Here is a 16,857-nt window from a genome sequence, read left to right as displayed (position 1 = left end):
CAGACATTAGCTATAGCTTTATCGAACAGATTTGTAACGGCCGTCACCATTTTGGCGGGTCCTTCGAAGGGTTCTTGAACTAATGTCCGATCAGACAACACAGGGGAAGCTCCACGTCTCCAGCAGGGACAGCGAGCCGCACCTGTCACGCTCGCTCAGCAACCGCCACATCCAACTCCTGGCCATCGGCGGCGCAATCGGAACCGGCCTCTTCATGGGTTCCGGCAAAACCATCTCCGTCGCCGGCCCCTCCGTGATCTTCGTGTACATGATCATCGGTTTCATGCTGTTCTTCGTCATGCGGGCCATGGGCCAACTGCTGCTTTCCAACCTGAACTACAAGTCCTTCAGCGACTTCGCAGGAGACCTTCTTGGTCCTTGGGCAGGCTTCTTCACCGGGTGGACCTACTGGTTCTGCTGGGTGGTCACCGGAGTGGCCGACGTCATCGCGATTGCGGGCTACGCCAACGAACTTTGGCCAGGAATCCAGCTCTGGATCCCGGGCATTGCCACCATCATCATCCTGCTTCTCCTCAACCTGCCCACCGTGAAGGCCTTCGGTGAGACCGAATTCTGGTTCGCCCTCATCAAAATCGTGGCCATCGTGGCACTGATCGTGGTGGGCCTGGTGATGATCTTCACCGGCTTCCAGTCCAACGCAGGCACCGCGAGCTTCACCAATCTCTGGAGCCATGGCGGCTTCTTCCCCAAGGAATTCATGGGCTTCGTGGCCGGTTTCCAGATCGCCGTCTTCGCGTTCGTGGGCATCGAGCTGGTGGGCACTGCCGCCGCTGAAACGAAGAACCCGGAGCACAACCTCCCCCGCGCCATCAATGCCATTCCCCTGCGCGTCATGCTCTTCTACGTGGGCGCCCTCATCATCCTCATGTCCGTCACCCCGTGGACCGAATTCAAGGCTGGCCAGAGCCCCTTCATTGCCATGTTCTCGCTCGCCGGCCTCGGCATGGCGGCAACCGTGGTCAACCTCGTAGTGCTCACCTCGGCCATGTCCTCGGCCAACTCGGGCATCTACTCCACGTCCCGCATGGTGTACGGTCTGGCCCACGACGGCGACGCACCCAAGCTCTTCGGCCGCCTCTCCAGCCGCAAAGTACCCCAGAACGCACTGTTCCTCTCCTGCGTCCTGCTGCTGGCCGGCGTCGCGCTTCTCTACGCAGGCAAGGACGTTGGCGTGGCGTTCGACATGGTGACCACCGTGTCCGCCGTCTGCTTCATGTTCGTCTGGTCGATCATCCTGGCCAGCTACCTCGTGTACCGCAAACGCCGCCCCGATCAGCACGCGGCCTCGCCGTTCAAGATGCCCGGCGGCATCCCGATGGTGTGGGTGGTGTTCGCGTTCTTCGCGTTCCTCGTGTGGGCCCTGACCACGCAGCCCGACACGCTCACCGCGCTGCTGGTGACGCCCATCTGGTTCGCCATCCTCGGCATCGCGTACGCTGTGGTCCGCAAGTCGCCCCTGCATCAGGCCCGCGTGGCCGAGTGGAAAGCGATGGCTGAAGGCGAAACCGCAGCAGCGCGCTAACGCTGGAACACACAGAAACCACGACGTCGGCACCCGGGCATGGGTGCCGACGTCGGCGTTTAATTCACCTCACCTTTCACATCACCGCGGCTGGGAAGGATTGGTGGGAACGCCTTGTGACGGCGGGTTTATCGGCGGGCCGGACGTTGCCGGGCTGACGGGTGAACCCGTACTGGTCCTGCTGACTTCGGGAGTGCTGGGCGAGGTGGTCCCGCTGGGCTCAGCACCGTTCTTGAGTGCATCCAGCCGGTGCTCCAAAATTTGGACGACCGGGAGCCTGTTGCCATGGGCGCGCTCGTAGCTGAGGAGCTGCTCGATTCCCCCCTGGTCAAGGCCCGAGATGCGGGACGGCAAGGTTCCACTGGGGATGTGATCGTAGTCAGCCAAGGGCAGTTCATTGTGCTGAGGGGTGTCGTTCACTGAAGATACCTCCTGTTTTCCGCTGCCGGGCCACGGTCCGGTCCGGCGATCCACATCAGCGATGCTGCCAAAGTAGCAGCCTTTTCCCTCGAAAGTAAGGTTGCTGACCTTCATCGGAGCAAGCACACCCTGACCAAGCAGGAGCTTCAGGCGAAGTACACGCCGATGCGGTTGCCGTCGATCTCCTCAATGCGGATATCGATGTCGTAGACGTCGTGCAGCATCCCCGCACGCATGATGTCCGAGGGCCTGCCCTGATGGATGAGGCGGCCGTTTTTCATGGCCAAAATGGTGTCCGAGTAACAGGACGCGAAGTTGATGTCGTGGACCACCAACACGATTGTCTTTCCGAGCTCATCGGCCAAACGCCGCAGCAGCCGCATCATTTCCACGGAGTGTTTCATGTCCAGGTTGTTGAGCGGCTCGTCGAGCAACAGGTATTCAGTGTCCTGCGCAAGGACCATCGCAATGTAGGCTCGTTGACGCTGACCGCCGGACAGCTCGTCCACGAACTTGTCCGCCATGGATGTGAGGTCCAGCTGGCGGATGGCCTCGTCAACGTGCTCGAGATCCTCAACCGTAGGCCGGCCACCGCTGTGCGGGAAGCGCCCGAACGCCACGAGGTCGCGGACCGTGAGACGCATGGTCAGGTGGTTTTCCTGCCGGAGGATGGCCATGGTCTTGGCCAGTTCCTTGCTGGGCGTCGCCGTGACATCCAGGCCGGCAACAGACACTCCCCCGGCGTCCATGGGCTGGAGTCGGCTGATCAGGGAGAGCAGCGTGGACTTGCCTGCCCCGTTGGGACCGATGATGGACGTGATGCCGCCGCGGGGAATCTCGCAGGACACGTCATCCAGCACTGTGATGCCGCCGTAGCGCTTGGTCACGTTGCGGACGGTAATCATGGACGGACCCAGGTCATAACAGTGGTCATTTCAGTGAGCCTTTCAACAACAGGTAGAGGAAGAGGATGCCGCCCGTGAACTCGATGATCACGCTCAGGGCAGTGGCGAACCCGAACACCCGCTCCAGTAACAACTGGCCGCCCACCAGTGCGATCGCTCCAATCAAGACCACGATCGGCAGGAGCCAAGCGTGCCGGAATCCGCGGCATAGCTGGTAACCGAGGCTGACAACCAGGAGGCCGAAGAACGTCACGGGACCCACCAACGCTGTGGAAATCGCCACGAGCAGTGAGCACGCGAGCAGCACCCGCATCACCACGCGCTTGTGATCGACGCCCACGTTGATAGCCACTTCACGGCCCAGCGCCAACACGTCCAAAGTGTGCCGCATGCGCCACACAGCAACGCATACAAGGGCAATCAGTACAGCGGAAACACCCAGTAGCCCTGGATCCACGTTGTTGAAACTGGCGAAGAACAAATCTTGGAGGATGATGAACTCGCTGGGTTCCATGAGTCGCTGCAGGAGCGAGGAAAAACCGCGGAACAACGTGCCCAGCACGATCCCCACGAGCAACAGCAGATGCAAAGATCGCGTGGCACCGGTGAACATCCACCGGTAAAGGAACGCACTGAATCCCACCATCAGCAGGATCTCCACCCCGAACTTGAGCGTGGAAGGAGCGGTCGCCAGCGTCGCGGCACCGGCAACGAACGCCAGGGCGGTCTGCACCAGGATGTAGAGGGCATCGAAGCCCATAATGGACGGCGTCAGGATGCGGTTGGCCGTTACGGTCTGGAACAGCAGGGTGGACACTCCAACCGCTACGGCCACCAGCAGCATCGCGGACACTTTGATGGCCCGACGCGGCAGCACATACGCGATGTTGCCCTTGAGGTCTATCGTCAGGAAAACAGCAACAAGCACGACGGCGGCAATCGCCAAGATGGCGATGACCAGTCCCGGCGGGGTGCTGCGGATTGCGTCGCGCCAGCGTTTAGGAGTGAACCAGCGCATGCGGCCGGAAACGGGAGCGCCAGGCGCCAAGGATTCGGGCGTCACGGAAGTTTCAGGCATTGCGTTTCCTCAGGAGCAGGAAGAGGAAGAGGATGGCGCCAAGGACTGACATGACCATGCCCACTGGAACCTCGTAGGGGAATCGGATGGTCCGGCCGATGATGTCGCAGACCAGCACGAACGCCGCTCCAAAAAGGGCGGTCCACGGCACAGCCCGGCGGAGGTTGTCGCCGAACAGCAAGGAGACGATGTTGGGGACCACCAGGCCGAGGAATGGCACGGCCCCCACCGTGGTAACCACGACAGCCGAGATCAACGAAACGATCATCAGGCCGAGCCGCATGGTGCGGGCATAGTTGAGGCCCAGGTTGGTGGTGAAATCCTGGCCCATGCCGGCAACGGTGAAGCGGTCAGCAGCAAAGAGGCCCACCAACACCAGCACAGCCACAATCCACAGCAGTTCATACCGGCCACGAAGCACGCCGGAGAAGTCACCGATCATCCAGTTGCTGAGGGTTTGGAGGAGGTCAAAACGGTAGGCGAAGAAGGTAGTGACTGCCGCTATGACGCCGCCAAGCATGATGCCCACCAGTGGAATGAGCAGCGTGTTCCGGGCCGGCAGCCTGCGGAGGATGGCCAGGAACAGAGCAGTGCCCAGAACGGCGAACACGGAAGCCACCAGCATCTTGATGAGGATCGGAGAGTCCGGCGCCAGCACGGTGACCACCAGGATGCCGAGTGTCGCCGACTCCACGGTGCCTACTGTGGAGGGCTCAACAAAGCGGTTCCGGGCCATGAGTTGCATGATCAACCCGGCAACGGCGACGGCCATCCCCGCCAGGACCACAGCCAACGTGCGCGGCACCCGGGAGACCCAAAAAATCTCCCAGGCACCGGCGTCGTTCGCCAACAAGGCAGGCAGTGAGACGTCACTGACCCCAACGAAGATGCTGCCGACGGCGATCACCAGCACAACGGCAGCAGCCGCAACCAGGCGGGCGGTTTCGCCAGTCCGGTTGCGGCTTGCTGTTGCCGTGGGGCGCACGACTGTAGTTGTCACGTCAGGATTTCAGGTGATGCGGTATTAGGCGACGGAATCGGCCACTGCCGTGACCATGGCCTGAACGTTGTTCAAGCCGTAGCCAACGATGTACCAACCAGCAGGATCCAGGTTGACGATCTTGTTGTTCTTGGCAGCGTTGGTGGACTTCACGAGCTCGTTGTCCAGAATCGGGTTGGCGGTGGAGCCTGCTGTGCCGACGGCGGTGTCGCGGTTGATGACGTAGAGGATGTCCGGGTTGGTTTCCTTGATGTACTCGAAGGAAACGGCCTCGCCGTGGGAGCCCTCGGCCTTGACGTCGGCGGCGGTCGGAACGCCCAGGACGTCATGGATGATGCCGAAGCGGGAGCCGGCACCGTATGCCGTGACTTCGCCACCCGAGGTAAGAACGATCAGGCCCTTGCCAGCCGAAGCAGCCTTGGTCTTGGTGTCCGCGACCGTCTTGTCTATCTCTGCGAGCTTGGCAGCGACTTCGTCTTCCTTCTTGAAGATCTTGCCGAGCTTCTCGGTCTGAGCCTTGAAGCTTTCCATGGGCTTGGCAGCGTCAACGGAGAGGTCGATGGTAGGTGCGATCTTGCTCAGTTCCTCATAGGCGCCGGCGGTGCGGCCGGAGACGATGATGAGGTCCGGAGCGGCGGAGCTGACGGCTTCGAAATCGGGTTCCTTGAGAGAACCGACCTTGGCGTACTTTGCCTCGGAGAACTTCTTCAGTGACTCGGGGTAGCTTGCTTCGGGAACACCGGTGGGTTCGACGCCGAGCGCGTTCATGGTGTCCAAAACGCCGAGATCGAACGTGACAACCTTGGCCGGGTTCACGGGAACGTTGGAGGTGGAGCCCTGGGCGTGTTCGATGGTGATGGTGCTGGCTTCCTCGGGCTGCGAGGACGCCGTTGCCCCGCCTCCACATGCCGTAACGGCCAGCAAGGCAGCGCCTGCAGCCAGTGCTCCGATGTAGCTCGACAGCCTCTTTTTCATGCCGGTACTCCACTCGCTAATAAGTCATAGATGTGTTGCCTAATTGCTTTTGACTCTATTAGTAAGGTGAGACTAACTTCAAAACCGAAAGGCTCTCCAGCGGGTAAAAGTGATCGAACTCACTTATTTTTCTCCCGCCGGAGAGCCTTTATGACGTCACGTCGGAGTGTTTACGCTTCCGCCTGACGATCCTCCACGAGCTTTTGGACGGCCGGGAACAGCGGGTGCGACGGCGTAAGCTCCGTGATGCGTTCGACGGCGGCAGCCGCGTCCAGTTCGGTCAGCAAGTTGGCGAGTTCCACGGCTTCGTCGTCGTTGCCGTCGTCGAAACGGAGGGCTGCGGACATCGCCTCGAGGAGGGCCACCGGCGTCACGCCACGTTCAGCCAATTCTGCGGCAGGGCCAACAAATCTCTCATGCCGGCTTAGCTTCCGCAGGGGCGCCCGGCCCACTCGGTTCACCGTATCGGGCAGGTGCGGGTTAGTGAAGCGGGACAGGATTTTCTGCACGTACGCTTCCTGCTCTGCCTCCACGAACCCGTGCTTCGCCACCAAAAGTTCCTTGGTTTCCTCCAGCACTGCCCGGACCTTCACAGCCACGGCCGGATCCGCCATGGCATCGGAGATCTTCTCCAAGCCGGCCTGATAACCAAAGTACGCCGCCGAAGCATGGCCGGTGTTCACCGTGAACAGCTTGCGTTCGATGTACGGGCCAAGCTCGTCCACGAACGTGGCCCCCGGGATCACCGGCGCGTTGCCATCAAACGGCGTGCGGTCAATGACCCACTCATAGAAGGTCTCAACCGTGACATCCAGGCCCTGGCCCGGCGCCTGGTTCGGGACGATGCGGTCCACCGCCGTGTTGGCGAAAACCGCGACGGCGTCCAAGTCCCCGGCGGAGTCGTCCCAAGCCGCCCGGATCTCCGTGTGCAGGAGATCCGTGGCGTTGATGGCGTTCTCGCAAGCCATGACCTGCAGAGGTGGCAAGTCCGTGGGCCTGGCTGCCAGACCGCGGGCGATCACCGGTGCCACGAACTTCAGGATGTGCGGCCCCACAGCAGTGGTCACCACATCCGCCGTCGAGATTTCCTCCACAACAGCGACTTCCTGCGAACCCGAGTTGAACGCGCGGAAACCGGTGACGGTCTTGACCGCCGGGTTCTCGCCAACCTCATGGACGTCGTAGCTGCTGGCCGACGCGAGCTGGCTGATCAGCGCATCCGCAACATCCGCGAACACCACCTCATAGCCGGCCTCGTGAAGCAGCAGCCCCACGAAGCCACGCCCGATGTTGCCTGCCCCAAAATGGACTGCCTTCACTATGCGTTGACCTTTCCGAACAGCTCCAAGACTTCATCAACGGTGGTTGCTTCCTCCAACTGGGCCACCTGGGCCTTGTTGGTGAAGATCTTTGCGATGGAGGACAGGATGTGGAGGTGCTCATTGTTGAGGCCGGCCACGCCAACCACGAACTTCACTTGCTTGCCGCCCCAGTCAATGCCCTCGGGGTAGCGGATGATGGACACCGCCGAGTGGTTGATGTGTTCCTTGGCATCGTTGGTGCCGTGCGGGATGGCCAGGAAGCTGCCCATGTACGTGGACACGGATTCCTCGCGCTCATGCATGGCGTGGACGTAGCTGACATCAACGGCACCACGGTCCAGCAGGAGCTTTCCGGCCTCGTCAATCGCTGCGTCACGGTCCGTTGCAGTGCCGTTCAGGACCACGCTTTCGCGGAGCAGGACACCTTTACCCTCGGCGGCTTGGCCCTCGACGGCGGCAGCCGGCTCGGCGACATGCGCGCCGTGGGAGGCAGGGGCAGTAGCGGTTGCAGCAGCGGCGGGCTGCGCTCCGGCGGTTGATTCCGCCGTCGTTCCTGCGTGGGAAGCCGAACCTTCAGTGTTGCTGCTGCGGACCAGCTCAACAATGTCGTCGTACTCGGGGCTGTTCATGAAGTTGTCCACCGAGTAGTGAACGGCACTGGCCGTCCGCGGCTGGGCGCGTTCGGTCAGGTCCTGGTGCGTGACCACAACGTCGTAGCTGTCGTTGAGGTTGGCGATGGCCGAGTTGGTGACCTTGACGTCCGGGAAGCCTGCGGCCTTGATCTTGTTGCGCAGGACCGAAGCACCCATGGCACTGGAACCCATGCCGGCGTCGCAAGCGAACACGATGTTCTGGATAGGGCGGGTGAGGACAGTGCCACCCTGGGCGCCGGCATTGTTACCAGTCAGTGCCGACGAGACGGAGCTCTTCTTGCCCTTCATGGCTTCCATGCGGGATGTAGCTGCGGAGAGGTCGTCCTCGCCCTTGTTCTTGGAGGTTCGCAGGATGACCGCGGCAATGACGAAGGACACGGCCGTGGCCAGAACGACGGCGAGAATCACGCCAACGTAGCTGTCGCGGGACGTCTGGGCCAGAACCGCGATGATGGAACCAGGCGCGGCAGGTGCGACCAGGCCGGAATTGGTGATGGCCAGGGTCGCGATGCCCGTCATGCCACCGCCGATGGCAGCAAGGATGATGATCGGCTTCATCAGGACGTACGGGAAGTAGATCTCGTGGATACCGCCGAGGAAGTGGATGATTGCAGCACCGGGAGCCGAAGCCTTCGCGGCGCCTCGGCCGAAGAACATGTAAGCCAGCAAGATGCCGAAGCCCGGGCCGGGGTTTGCTTCAAGCAGGAACAGGATGGACTTGCCCTGTTCCAACGACTGCTGGATGCCCAACGGAGTGAGGACGCCGTGGTTGATGGCGTTGTTGAGGAACAGGACCTTGGCCGGCTCGATGAAAATGCTGGTCAATGGCAGCAGGCCGTTGTTGACGAGGAACCCGACTACTGCGCCTGCGCCGTCAGTGAAACGCTGGACCAGCCAGGAAAGGCCGTAGAAGCCGCCCAAAGCCAATAGCGCGCCCCAGATACCGGCGGAGAAGTTGTTGACCAGCATCTCAAAACCGGGGCGGATCTTGCCGTCCCACAGGGCATCGATCTTTTTCATGGTCCAGGCACCCAGCGGGCCCATGATCATGGCCCCGATGAACATCGGCGCGTCCGTACCTGCAATGACGCCCATGGTTGCGATGGCGCCGACCACACCGCCGCGGACCTCGTAAACCATCCGGCCGCCGGTGTAGGCGATCAGGATCGGAAGGAGGTACGTGACCATGGGGCCGACGATTCCCACGTTGGGATCACCCTCGGCGTTGGTGCCGAAACCGCCCAGTTCCGCAACTGGAATCCAGCCCTTCTCGATGAAGAGGGCCGTGATGAGGCCCCAGGCGATGAAGGCGCCGATGTTGGGCATGATCATGCCGGACAGGAAGGTGCCGAACTTTTGTACACCAACGCGCACGCTGGTGCGGGGCTTCGCAACTGTCTCTGTTGCCATGTGAATTCCTAACGTGTGTCCCGCGGCGGCGCGGGGTCAGTCGATATAGATCGAGAGAGCGCAGCCTTAGGAGCTGCTGGAAATGCGGTGAAGCCATTCAAGGAAGAGCTTCAGTTCAGAGCTGGATAGTTGGTCCGAATGCGAGGACTGCAGTGCCGCATTCAGGGCGATTGCCGCAACAACTACCGAGGACTTACCGGAGTCCTCCGCTGCGGCGCCACGGGCGGTGTCCGTGGAGACGGCAAAAATCATGGAATCCCGGGTCATGGTTGAGAGCTCGAGATTCCGTTCCTCCACCGGTTCAGCGATCAGCATGAGCGTGACGCCCACGTTGGCCGCAAGAATGCTGCGCGCCGCTTCCCGGGGCGGCACGTTGATCTGGCCGGAGATGGCGGCCTTGTTCAGCATTTCCTCCAGGAGCGCTTCAGCATCGGCCACGATTGCCGGGCGACTCTCCGGCCTGATGTTGCCGAACATGACCAGGTAAAGATGGGGTTGGCTCAGTCCGAACTGAACGTGGTTATCCCACATTCGCCTGACGTCTTCCAAGGGCTCCCCGGACGGTGCAAAATCCCGCTCCCCCGCCACATACTCTTCAAATCCGGCTGATACGACGGCGTCGAACAGGCCTTCTTTGTCGCCAAAGTGGTGGTAGAGCGTGGGCGCCGTGACCCCTGCAAGCTTGGTGATCTGGCGCGTCGAGACCGCTGACCCCTCCGAATTCGCCAGCAATTCGGCAGCTGCGCGAAGCAACCGAATTTTAGGCGGAAGCTGGTCATCGAAACTCATAACCGCTACCCTAGCACCTATAGCGTTGCTATATGAAGTGGCTCACAAAGGAATTTTGTAGGCTAGTTTTCGAGGCTCCCGGTGCCGTCGCCGGCGGGCCTGAACCAACAAGCAGGAACAGAGGATTCAGTGCAGAATTTCCAAGGAGTAGGGGTAAGCCCTGGCCGCATCATTGGTTCCGTCCGCCAGATGCCCAAGCCGGTGAGTGAGCCGCCGTCGGGAGAACGATTGGCTACGGACGTGAGCCCGGAAGACGCCGTCGCGGGCTTGAAAGCGGCTGCGCAGGCCGTCCATGATGAGCTCAAGGGACGTGCGGACAGCGCCTCCGGCGACGGCAAAGCTGTCCTCGAAGCCACAGCCCTCATGGCCAAAGACACCATGCTCCTGAAGTCTGCGAGCAAGCTCATCAACGCTGGCTCCTCAGCTGAGAGGGCCATCTGGGAAGCCGGTGCGTCCGTCTCCGAAATGCTGCACAACCTGGGCGGCTATATGGCCGAGCGTGCCACGGACGTCCTGGATGTGCGCGCGCGCATCGTGGCCGAACTTCGCGGCGTCCCCGCTCCCGGCATCCCCGCCTCTGATACGCCCTTCATCCTGGTGGCCGAGGACCTCGCTCCCGCCGACACCGCAACACTGAATCCCGCGGTGGTGCAGGCGCTGGTGACCTCAGGTGGCGGCCCGCAGTCCCACACGGCCATCATTGCGCGTTCGCTCGGCCTGCCCGCCGTGGTTGCAGCCCATGGTGTTGACGACATCGCGGATGGAACCGAGGTGTACGTGGACGGCGCGGCAGGCTTCGTTGCCGTTTCGCCCACTGACGAACACCGCGCCGCCGCTACGGCCTGGGCGGAAACCTCCGCCACTCTTGCCGCATTCGACGGAAATGGCACGACGGCGGACGGCCATTTGGTGCCGCTCCTCGCCAATGTGGGCGGAGCCAAGGACGCAGTGGCTGCTGCCGCTTTGGGCGCCCAAGGCGTCGGCCTGTTCCGCACGGAGTTCTGCTTCCTGGAGCGGGACACCGAACCCTCCGTGGACGAGCAAGCCGCAGCCTACAAGGCCGTATTCGACGCGTTCCCGGGCAAGAAAGTTGTCCTCCGCACCCTTGACGCCGGCGCCGATAAGCCGCTCCCCTTCCTCACGGACGCCACCGAGCCCAACCCTGCACTGGGTGTCCGCGGCTACCGCACCGACTTCACCACACCGGGTGTGTTGGAGCGTCAGCTTGAAGCCATCGCCCGGGCAGCTTCGGAGTCCGAGGCAGACGTTTGGGTCATGGCCCCCATGATCTCCACGGCCGCGGAAGCCGGACGCTTCGCCTCACTCTGTGCGGCCGCCGGAATCCAAACACCGGGCGTGATGGTGGAAGTTCCCTCCGCTGCCCTGACTGCTGCCACGGTGCTGCGCGAAGTCGGCTTCGCCTCGCTGGGAACCAACGACCTCACCCAATACGCCATGGCCGCGGACCGCCAGCTCGGACCCCTCGCGGAACTCAACACCCCCTGGCAGCCTGCCGTCCTGCGGCTCGTGCAGCTCACCGTTGAAGGTGCGGAGCAGGAAAGCTCTGGCCGCGAGGGCTCTGCCAAGCCCGTCGGCGTCTGTGGTGAGGCAGCCGCAGACCCGGCGCTCGCCGTCGTACTGACCGGCTTGGGCGTCACCACACTGTCCATGACCGCGCGCTCGTTGGCCGCCGTCGGGACTGTGCTGAAAACCGTGACGCTGGAGCAGGCGCAGGAACTGGCCACGCTTGCCCTGTCCGCTCCCAGCGCCCTTGAGGCCCGTGACTGGGTCCGCGCCAAACTGCCCGTGCTCGAAGAGCTCGGCCTCTAACTTCTGTTTGTTTCCGTCGAAGGAGAAACCATGCCTGAACGCACAGCCACCATCGCCAGCCGCTCCGGCCTGCACGCCCGGCCCGCCGCCTTGTTCGCGGAAGCCGCGGGCGAGCAGCCCGTGGAGGTCACCATTGCCATGCAAGGCGACCCTGCCGATGACGCGCTCGACGCCGCCAGCATCCTTTCGCTCATGACGCTCGGCGCCGCCAAGGGAGACGTTGTGGTGCTGCGGGCCGAGGGCGACGGTGCGGACGCTGCGCTGGACGCACTGGTGAAGCTGCTGGAGACGGACTTGGACGCGGAGTAGCGTTTCGCTGGCCCGTCTTTGTCGCCCGTTTCGATGGTTCCCTGCCAACAATGCCGTGCGCACGGCATGCCCCGCAGGGAACCCGCGGATCGGGTAGCCCGCTGGCCCGGCCGGGCGTAGGTTCGGGTTATGAACGAGCACGTGATCGCTATCCTGCCCTGCCGTAACGTGGACGACGTCGTGCCGTTCTACGAGGCGCTGGGCTTCACACTGACCTTTCGGCAGGCCCGGCCCAACCCGTATGTGTGCTTCAACAGGGGCGGGATCGACCTCCACTTTTTCGGCTTGGAAGCCTTCGCGCCGGAGAACTCCATGGGCAGCGCGATCCTGCTGGTCCCGGATACGGGTGTGCTTTACGACGAGTTCGCCGCCGGACTTCGTGCTGCCTTCGGGAAGTTGCCGATTTCCGGAATCCCCCGGATCACTCGGCCCCGCAGGAAGCAGGGGACAGCGGCCGGGTTCACCGTTGTGGATCCGGGAGGGAATTGGCTACGGATCTACGCTCTGGGGGCAACGGAGGAAGATGGCAAGGGCTCGGAGAGCCGCCTGGAAAGAGTACTGATGAACGCTACGCGGCAAGGAGATGCCCGCGGGGATGACGCCATAGCGATATCGGTGCTTGAGGCCGGGTTGTCACGTCATGCGGATGCCCCGGACGTGGAAAAGCTACCGCTGCTGGTGTATCTCGCTGAGTTGCAGCTTCGCATCGGGAACCTCGAGTTCGCGGCGCAAGCCCTGGATTCCGTGGACTCCCTGGCCCTGAACCCCGTGGAACGTGAAGGGTTGGCTGCAGAGTTGGCCAACGCCGCGGAGCTCCGGGCGTCGTTGTAGGCTGCCCGGCTTGGCTGCCCTCACCCGTTTCACGGCCAGGCTGCACATCGTGCCGTGCGCACGGCACTGCCCGCAGCTTGCCATCGAAATGGGCACCCCCCTCAGGGCCCCCGGCTCCCACAGGCTAGGCTTCTGCCATGGCATTGATAGCTCCCCGCGTCACAGCCGGCCTCCCCGCCGACGACGCCCGGAATCTGGCGCGCTCCCTCGAGGACAGCAACGACATCACCGTGTTCGTGGATGGCACGGTCCACCGCCTACCGAATGAGGCGAGGGACGCCGTCGTCGACCTCCTTGCGAGACTGAGCCGTGGCGAAACGGTGACGGTGAGCAGCGTGGAGGAAATGCTCACCACATCGCAGGCCGCGGAGCTCGCGGGCATCTCTCACACCTATCTGCGCAACATGACCGACCGTGGCGAGATCCCGGTGGAGTACCGGGGAACGCATCGTCGGATCCGGCAGGCTGCCATCATGGCCTGGCTGGAAACGCAGAACAAGAAGCAGCAGGCCGAGGCGAGCGCAGGCAAGGACGCCGCGGAAGAGAACGAAGCGACCACGTAACCGCCCTCGAATCCCGGCATGCTGTTGAATAGCGGTATGGCTTCAAGTTCCCCTTCCACCGTCTGGCCCGTGGTGCACCACGAACGCCGCGCCCTGTTGCAGGACTTGGAGCCGCTTCCGGCTGCTCAATGGCAGACGCCGTCGCTGTGTGCCGGTTGGAATGTGCACGACGTCCTGGCGCACGCTATCGATAGCGCCAAGACGACGCGGCTGAACTTCATCCGCCGGCTGATAGCCTCCCGAATGGACTTTGACCGCGACAACGCCGTGGGTGTGGAGCGCGAAAAAACAAAAGAACCTGCGCAGACGTTGGACGGCCTGCGCGCGGTGATTTCGCGGACCTCAGGCCCGCCGGCGAGCTTGGCCACCCGGTTGGTTGAGGCGTTCGTCCACGGCGAGGACATCCGGCGCCCCTTGGGAATACGCCGCAACTACCCCAGCGAGCACGTGGCCACGGCCCTGGGCTACCAGGTGAAGACCACCACCAAAATTGGTGGGGGCAAGGAAATCGCGGAGGGCTGGCGTTTGGTGGCCACTGACACGCCCTTCGATCATGGCAACGGTCCCACGGTTGAAGGTCCAGCTATAGCTCTGCTGCTCGCGGTGTCCGGGCGGCCGATCGGGCACGACGAAGTGAGCGGGCCGGGGGCTCCGGTTTTCCTGCAGCGCATGGAGAACCAGTGAACGCGCGGGGCAAGGCGCGCTCCAAAGCGGCAACACTCCTGTCCGCCGACATCGACGTGATGGGCCTGACCGGGCGGATTCTCTGGACGGAGGGCACGGCCCGGCCGGAACCGGGCGCAGAGTCCCGGAACGAGCCCGCATACATCTTGATTCATGGCATTGGCGTATCGCATCGGTACTTGGCGCGCTTGCATGGAGTCCTGGCCGCGAACGCGCCTACTTATTCGCTGGACCTGCCCGGTTTTGGCGGCACACCCAAGCCCGGCCGTCCGCTATCCGTAGAGGATTACGGCGCCTTCATTGCTGAGGCACTCAAAACCTGCGGCATCGATTCCTATGTCCTGGTGGGCCATTCGATGGGAGTGCAGTTCGCCATCGAAGCGGCCCTGCATGCCCCGGATCAGATCAGTCAGTTGGTGCTGATGGGGCCGGTGGTGGATTCCCGGCACAAGAACGTTCGCCGCCAATCCATGGCACTCTTCCTGGACGGGCTGCTCCGTGAGAGCCCGTCGTCCAACTGGATCGTCATCTCGGACTACTTCCGGTGCGGCCCCCGCTGGTACCTCACTGAGCTTCCCGTCATGATGTCTTACCGGACCGAGGAGCGGCTGGCGGGCGTTGGGGTGCCTGTGCTGATTCTGCGGGGTAGCCGCGACCATGTGGCAGGCCCGGACTGGGCGCTGCGGCTATCAAGGGCAGTCGCGCAGGGGCGTCTCGTGGAGATTCCGGGAGTCGGGCACGTGGCGCAACACATGCGCCCCATGGCTGTGGCGGATGCCATCCGGAGCTTTGTCACCGCCACGACGCCTCACCGTTGAGCACTGACGCACGACGCCGGCGCCTGAGTTGGCGCCCCGTGTTGGGCTGGGTTGGGGGCTCAGTTTGTTGTCTCGGTTTGTTGGGTTAGCTTGTCGGGTTAGCTGGTCGCGGTTAGGCTGACGGAGCAAGCACATTAGTAAGTTTGCTTACGAAAGGGCTGATCGTGACCAACAAAGAATCGAACGAGGAAACCCAAGGCTTCGGCGCAACCGGCGCCACAGGACCGTTTGACACTACGTCCGATGCCGACAGCATCCACGAGGATCCCGACATGCGCGAGGATGAGGACGAGGACCCCGCTGCATCCGCCAACCCCGATCCCCTCGACGGCAACGTCACTGGCCTGGAGCCTGGCGGCGGAGTCCCCCCGGGAGAAACCCCGCCCGCCGAAGGCAGCATGAGCAGCGATCAGGGCCACGAGGAGTAACACACTCGCCAACCCGCTACTCCGTTGCTACCCAGCAACGTAGCAGCGGGTTGGCAACGTCCTAGGCGTTCGGCAGCTTCAGGATTTCCCCAAGATCGTATTCAGCGGGCTCTTCAAGCTGGGAGTACGTGCAACTCTCGGGGGTCCTGTCCGGCCGCCACCTGCGGAACTGTGTGGTGTGCCGGAACCTGTCGCCTTCCATGTAGTCGTACGCCACTTCGATCACGAGTTCGGGGCGAAGGGGCACGAACGAGAAATCCTTGCCCCCGCTCCACCGGCTTTGGGCGCCGGGCATGCGTGAACCTCCGGCAGCTTCGTCCTGGTTGGCCCACTCACCCCACGGGTGTTCGCCGAGTTCGATCTGATACGGCTCAAGCTCGGCCACCAAGGCCTGCCTTCGGGCCATGGGGAAAGAGGCCACCACTCCCACATGATGCAGGCGGCCAGTGTCGTCGTGAAGACCCAGCAACATCGAACCCACAACCTTCGCGGTCTTGTGCCAACGAAACCCAGCAACCACACAATCCGCCGTGCGCTCGTGTTTGGTTTTGAACATCACGCGCTTGTTGGGCTGATAGGTCCCGGTCAAGGGCTTGGACAGGACGCCATCCAGTCCTGCACCCTCCAACTGCACGAACCATTCCTGAGCCCGTTCGAGATCCGTCACTGCAGGGGTCACGTAGACGGGTGGCTCGGCCTTGGCGAGCGCGCGTTCCAGGATGGCGCGGCGCTCGGAGAAGGGATTGTCCATGAGGTTCTCATCGCCCAGGGCAAGGATGTCGAACGCAATCATGGAAGCCGGAGTCTTCTCGGCGAGCATCCTCACGCGGCTGTCGGCGGGGTGGATCCTTTGCTGGAGTACCTCGAATTCGAGCCTCTTGCCCTCGATCAGGACGATCTCGCCGTCGATTACGCATTTGTCCGGCAGATTCTTCCTCAGCGCCTCCACCACCTCGGGGAAGTAGCGGGTCATTGGCTTCTCATTGCGACTGCCCAGGATGATCTCGTCCCCATCCTTGAAGACGATCGTCCGGAATCCGTCCCACTTGGGTTCGTAGTGCCCAACATCCGGGATGGCCGGAACGGATTTGGCGAGCATGGGCGAGACGGGTGGCATCACAGGCAGGTCCATAGACAATGTCTACCTGCCGGTGCACCGCGAAGCTAGTGTTAGGCCATGGATATCTTGCTCGTGTTGGCGGCAGTGCTCGGAGTTCCTGCACCGGCGCCAAAGCCTAAGTCATAGAACCCCCTCGCTTGGACAGGCCTACCGCCCGTTACATTAATGTGACTTTACTT

Annotated in this window: 17 protein-coding genes; 8 read left to right on the top strand and 9 right to left on the bottom strand. The window is 62.6% G+C overall.

Annotated features, from left to right (window positions below):
- The first annotated feature begins 82 nt into the window (after positions 1-82).
- On the top strand, positions 83-1,543 hold the full coding sequence (gene cycA / locus M1D89_RS03610; protein ID WP_498648105.1) for a D-serine/D-alanine/glycine transporter: 1,461 nt from the start codon (positions 83-85) through the stop codon (positions 1,541-1,543).
- A gap of 81 nt (positions 1,544-1,624) precedes the next feature.
- On the opposite strand, the gene M1D89_RS03605 is transcribed toward cycA, so the two are convergent.
- From M1D89_RS03605 to M1D89_RS03570, 8 genes are all read right to left on the bottom strand, one after another.
- Positions 1,625-1,963 (bottom strand): DUF8129 domain-containing protein, encoded by a 339-nt coding sequence (locus M1D89_RS03605; protein ID WP_309075134.1) that lies wholly within the window; start codon positions 1,961-1,963, stop codon positions 1,625-1,627.
- 146 nt (positions 1,964-2,109) lie between these two features.
- Positions 2,110-2,868: an iron ABC transporter ATP-binding protein gene (locus M1D89_RS03600; RefSeq protein ID WP_498648103.1), complete on the bottom strand. Its 759-nt coding sequence runs from the start codon at positions 2,866-2,868 to the stop codon at positions 2,110-2,112.
- Positions 2,869-2,893: 25 nt separating this feature from the next.
- Positions 2,894-3,946 carry an iron chelate uptake ABC transporter family permease subunit gene (locus tag M1D89_RS03595; protein ID WP_498648101.1) on the bottom strand — a complete coding sequence of 351 codons (1,053 nt, stop codon included), beginning with the start codon at positions 3,944-3,946 and terminating at the stop codon, positions 2,894-2,896.
- A complete protein-coding gene (locus M1D89_RS03590; RefSeq protein ID WP_498648099.1) occupies positions 3,939-4,946 on the bottom strand; it encodes an ABC transporter permease in 1,008 nt (335 codons plus the stop codon). Before M1D89_RS03590 ends, M1D89_RS03595 begins: the two co-directional genes overlap by 8 nt.
- A gap of 24 nt (positions 4,947-4,970) precedes the next feature.
- Positions 4,971-5,921, bottom strand: coding sequence for a siderophore ABC transporter substrate-binding protein (locus M1D89_RS03585; protein WP_498648097.1), 951 nt, complete (start codon positions 5,919-5,921; stop codon positions 4,971-4,973).
- A gap of 170 nt (positions 5,922-6,091) precedes the next feature.
- Entirely contained in the window at positions 6,092-7,240 is a 1,149-nt protein-coding gene (locus M1D89_RS03580) for a mannitol-1-phosphate 5-dehydrogenase (protein ID WP_498648095.1), read from the bottom strand.
- A complete protein-coding gene (locus M1D89_RS03575; protein WP_498648093.1) occupies positions 7,240-9,306 on the bottom strand; it encodes a PTS mannitol transporter subunit IICBA in 2,067 nt (688 codons plus the stop codon). The genes M1D89_RS03580 and M1D89_RS03575 overlap by 1 nt, the downstream gene beginning before the upstream one ends.
- Positions 9,307-9,372: 66 nt before the next feature.
- The gene (locus M1D89_RS03570) at positions 9,373-10,095 is read right to left on the bottom strand and encodes a TetR/AcrR family transcriptional regulator (RefSeq protein WP_498648091.1); all 723 of its coding nucleotides are present in this window, start codon (positions 10,093-10,095) and stop codon (positions 9,373-9,375) included.
- 129 nt (positions 10,096-10,224) lie between these two features.
- Between M1D89_RS03570 and ptsP the strand changes: the two genes are divergently transcribed.
- The 7 genes from ptsP to M1D89_RS03535 all read left to right on the top strand — a co-directional run bounded on the left by ptsP (position 10,225) and on the right by M1D89_RS03535 (position 15,558).
- Positions 10,225-11,925: a phosphoenolpyruvate--protein phosphotransferase gene (ptsP, locus tag M1D89_RS03565; protein ID WP_498648090.1), complete on the top strand. Its 1,701-nt coding sequence runs from the start codon at positions 10,225-10,227 to the stop codon at positions 11,923-11,925.
- Positions 11,926-11,955: 30 nt separating this feature from the next.
- Complete coding sequence (locus M1D89_RS03560) at positions 11,956-12,234, top strand: HPr family phosphocarrier protein (RefSeq protein ID WP_011776464.1); 279 nt, start codon at positions 11,956-11,958, stop codon at positions 12,232-12,234.
- Positions 12,235-12,363: 129 nt separating this feature from the next.
- On the top strand, positions 12,364-13,065 hold the full coding sequence (locus M1D89_RS03555) for a DUF8817 family protein (RefSeq protein WP_498648088.1): 702 nt from the start codon (positions 12,364-12,366) through the stop codon (positions 13,063-13,065).
- Positions 13,066-13,202: 137 nt separating this feature from the next.
- Positions 13,203-13,628: a helix-turn-helix domain-containing protein gene (locus M1D89_RS03550; RefSeq protein WP_498648085.1), complete on the top strand. Its 426-nt coding sequence runs from the start codon at positions 13,203-13,205 to the stop codon at positions 13,626-13,628.
- Positions 13,629-13,646: 18 nt separating this feature from the next.
- The gene (locus M1D89_RS03545; RefSeq protein ID WP_498648082.1) at positions 13,647-14,312 is read left to right on the top strand and encodes a maleylpyruvate isomerase family mycothiol-dependent enzyme; all 666 of its coding nucleotides are present in this window, start codon (positions 13,647-13,649) and stop codon (positions 14,310-14,312) included.
- A 59-nt stretch (positions 14,313-14,371) separates the two neighbouring features.
- The gene (locus M1D89_RS03540) at positions 14,372-15,130 is read left to right on the top strand and encodes an alpha/beta fold hydrolase (RefSeq protein ID WP_498650891.1); all 759 of its coding nucleotides are present in this window, start codon (positions 14,372-14,374) and stop codon (positions 15,128-15,130) included.
- A 164-nt stretch (positions 15,131-15,294) separates the two neighbouring features.
- Positions 15,295-15,558, top strand: a complete 264-nt coding sequence (locus M1D89_RS03535) for a DUF6480 family protein (protein ID WP_498648080.1) — start codon at positions 15,295-15,297, stop codon at positions 15,556-15,558.
- Positions 15,559-15,619: 61 nt separating this feature from the next.
- Here M1D89_RS03535 and M1D89_RS03530 read toward each other — a convergent pair whose 3' ends face one another.
- Entirely contained in the window at positions 15,620-16,690 is a 1,071-nt protein-coding gene (locus M1D89_RS03530; protein WP_498648079.1) for an ATP-dependent DNA ligase, read from the bottom strand.
- Between the last annotated feature and the right edge of the window lie 167 nt (positions 16,691-16,857).

This window comes from Arthrobacter sp. D3-18 (assembly GCF_054408525.1).
The sequence above is the reverse complement of the archived record's forward strand: the minus strand, read 5'-3'. Positions and strand labels throughout refer to the sequence as shown.

Coding starts and splice junctions, on each gene's coding strand:
- cycA (WP_498648105.1), top strand. CDS start 83: ATGTCCGATCAGACAACACAGGGGAAGCTCCACGTCTCCAGCAGGGAC.
- M1D89_RS03550 (WP_498648085.1), top strand. CDS start 13,203: ATGGCATTGATAGCTCCCCGCGTCACAGCCGGCCTCCCCGCCGACGAC.
- M1D89_RS03595 (WP_498648101.1), bottom strand. CDS start 3,946: ATGCCTGAAACTTCCGTGACGCCCGAATCCTTGGCGCCTGGCGCTCCC.
- M1D89_RS03575 (WP_498648093.1), bottom strand. CDS start 9,306: ATGGCAACAGAGACAGTTGCGAAGCCCCGCACCAGCGTGCGCGTTGGT.
- M1D89_RS03540 (WP_498650891.1), top strand. CDS start 14,372: ATGGGCCTGACCGGGCGGATTCTCTGGACGGAGGGCACGGCCCGGCCG.
- M1D89_RS03560 (WP_011776464.1), top strand. CDS start 11,956: ATGCCTGAACGCACAGCCACCATCGCCAGCCGCTCCGGCCTGCACGCC.
- M1D89_RS03600 (WP_498648103.1), bottom strand. CDS start 2,868: ATGATTACCGTCCGCAACGTGACCAAGCGCTACGGCGGCATCACAGTG.
- M1D89_RS03530 (WP_498648079.1), bottom strand. CDS start 16,690: ATGGACCTGCCTGTGATGCCACCCGTCTCGCCCATGCTCGCCAAATCC.
- M1D89_RS03545 (WP_498648082.1), top strand. CDS start 13,647: ATGCTGTTGAATAGCGGTATGGCTTCAAGTTCCCCTTCCACCGTCTGG.
- M1D89_RS03585 (WP_498648097.1), bottom strand. CDS start 5,921: ATGAAAAAGAGGCTGTCGAGCTACATCGGAGCACTGGCTGCAGGCGCT.
- M1D89_RS03555 (WP_498648088.1), top strand. CDS start 12,364: ATGAACGAGCACGTGATCGCTATCCTGCCCTGCCGTAACGTGGACGAC.
- M1D89_RS03570 (WP_498648091.1), bottom strand. CDS start 10,095: ATGAGTTTCGATGACCAGCTTCCGCCTAAAATTCGGTTGCTTCGCGCA.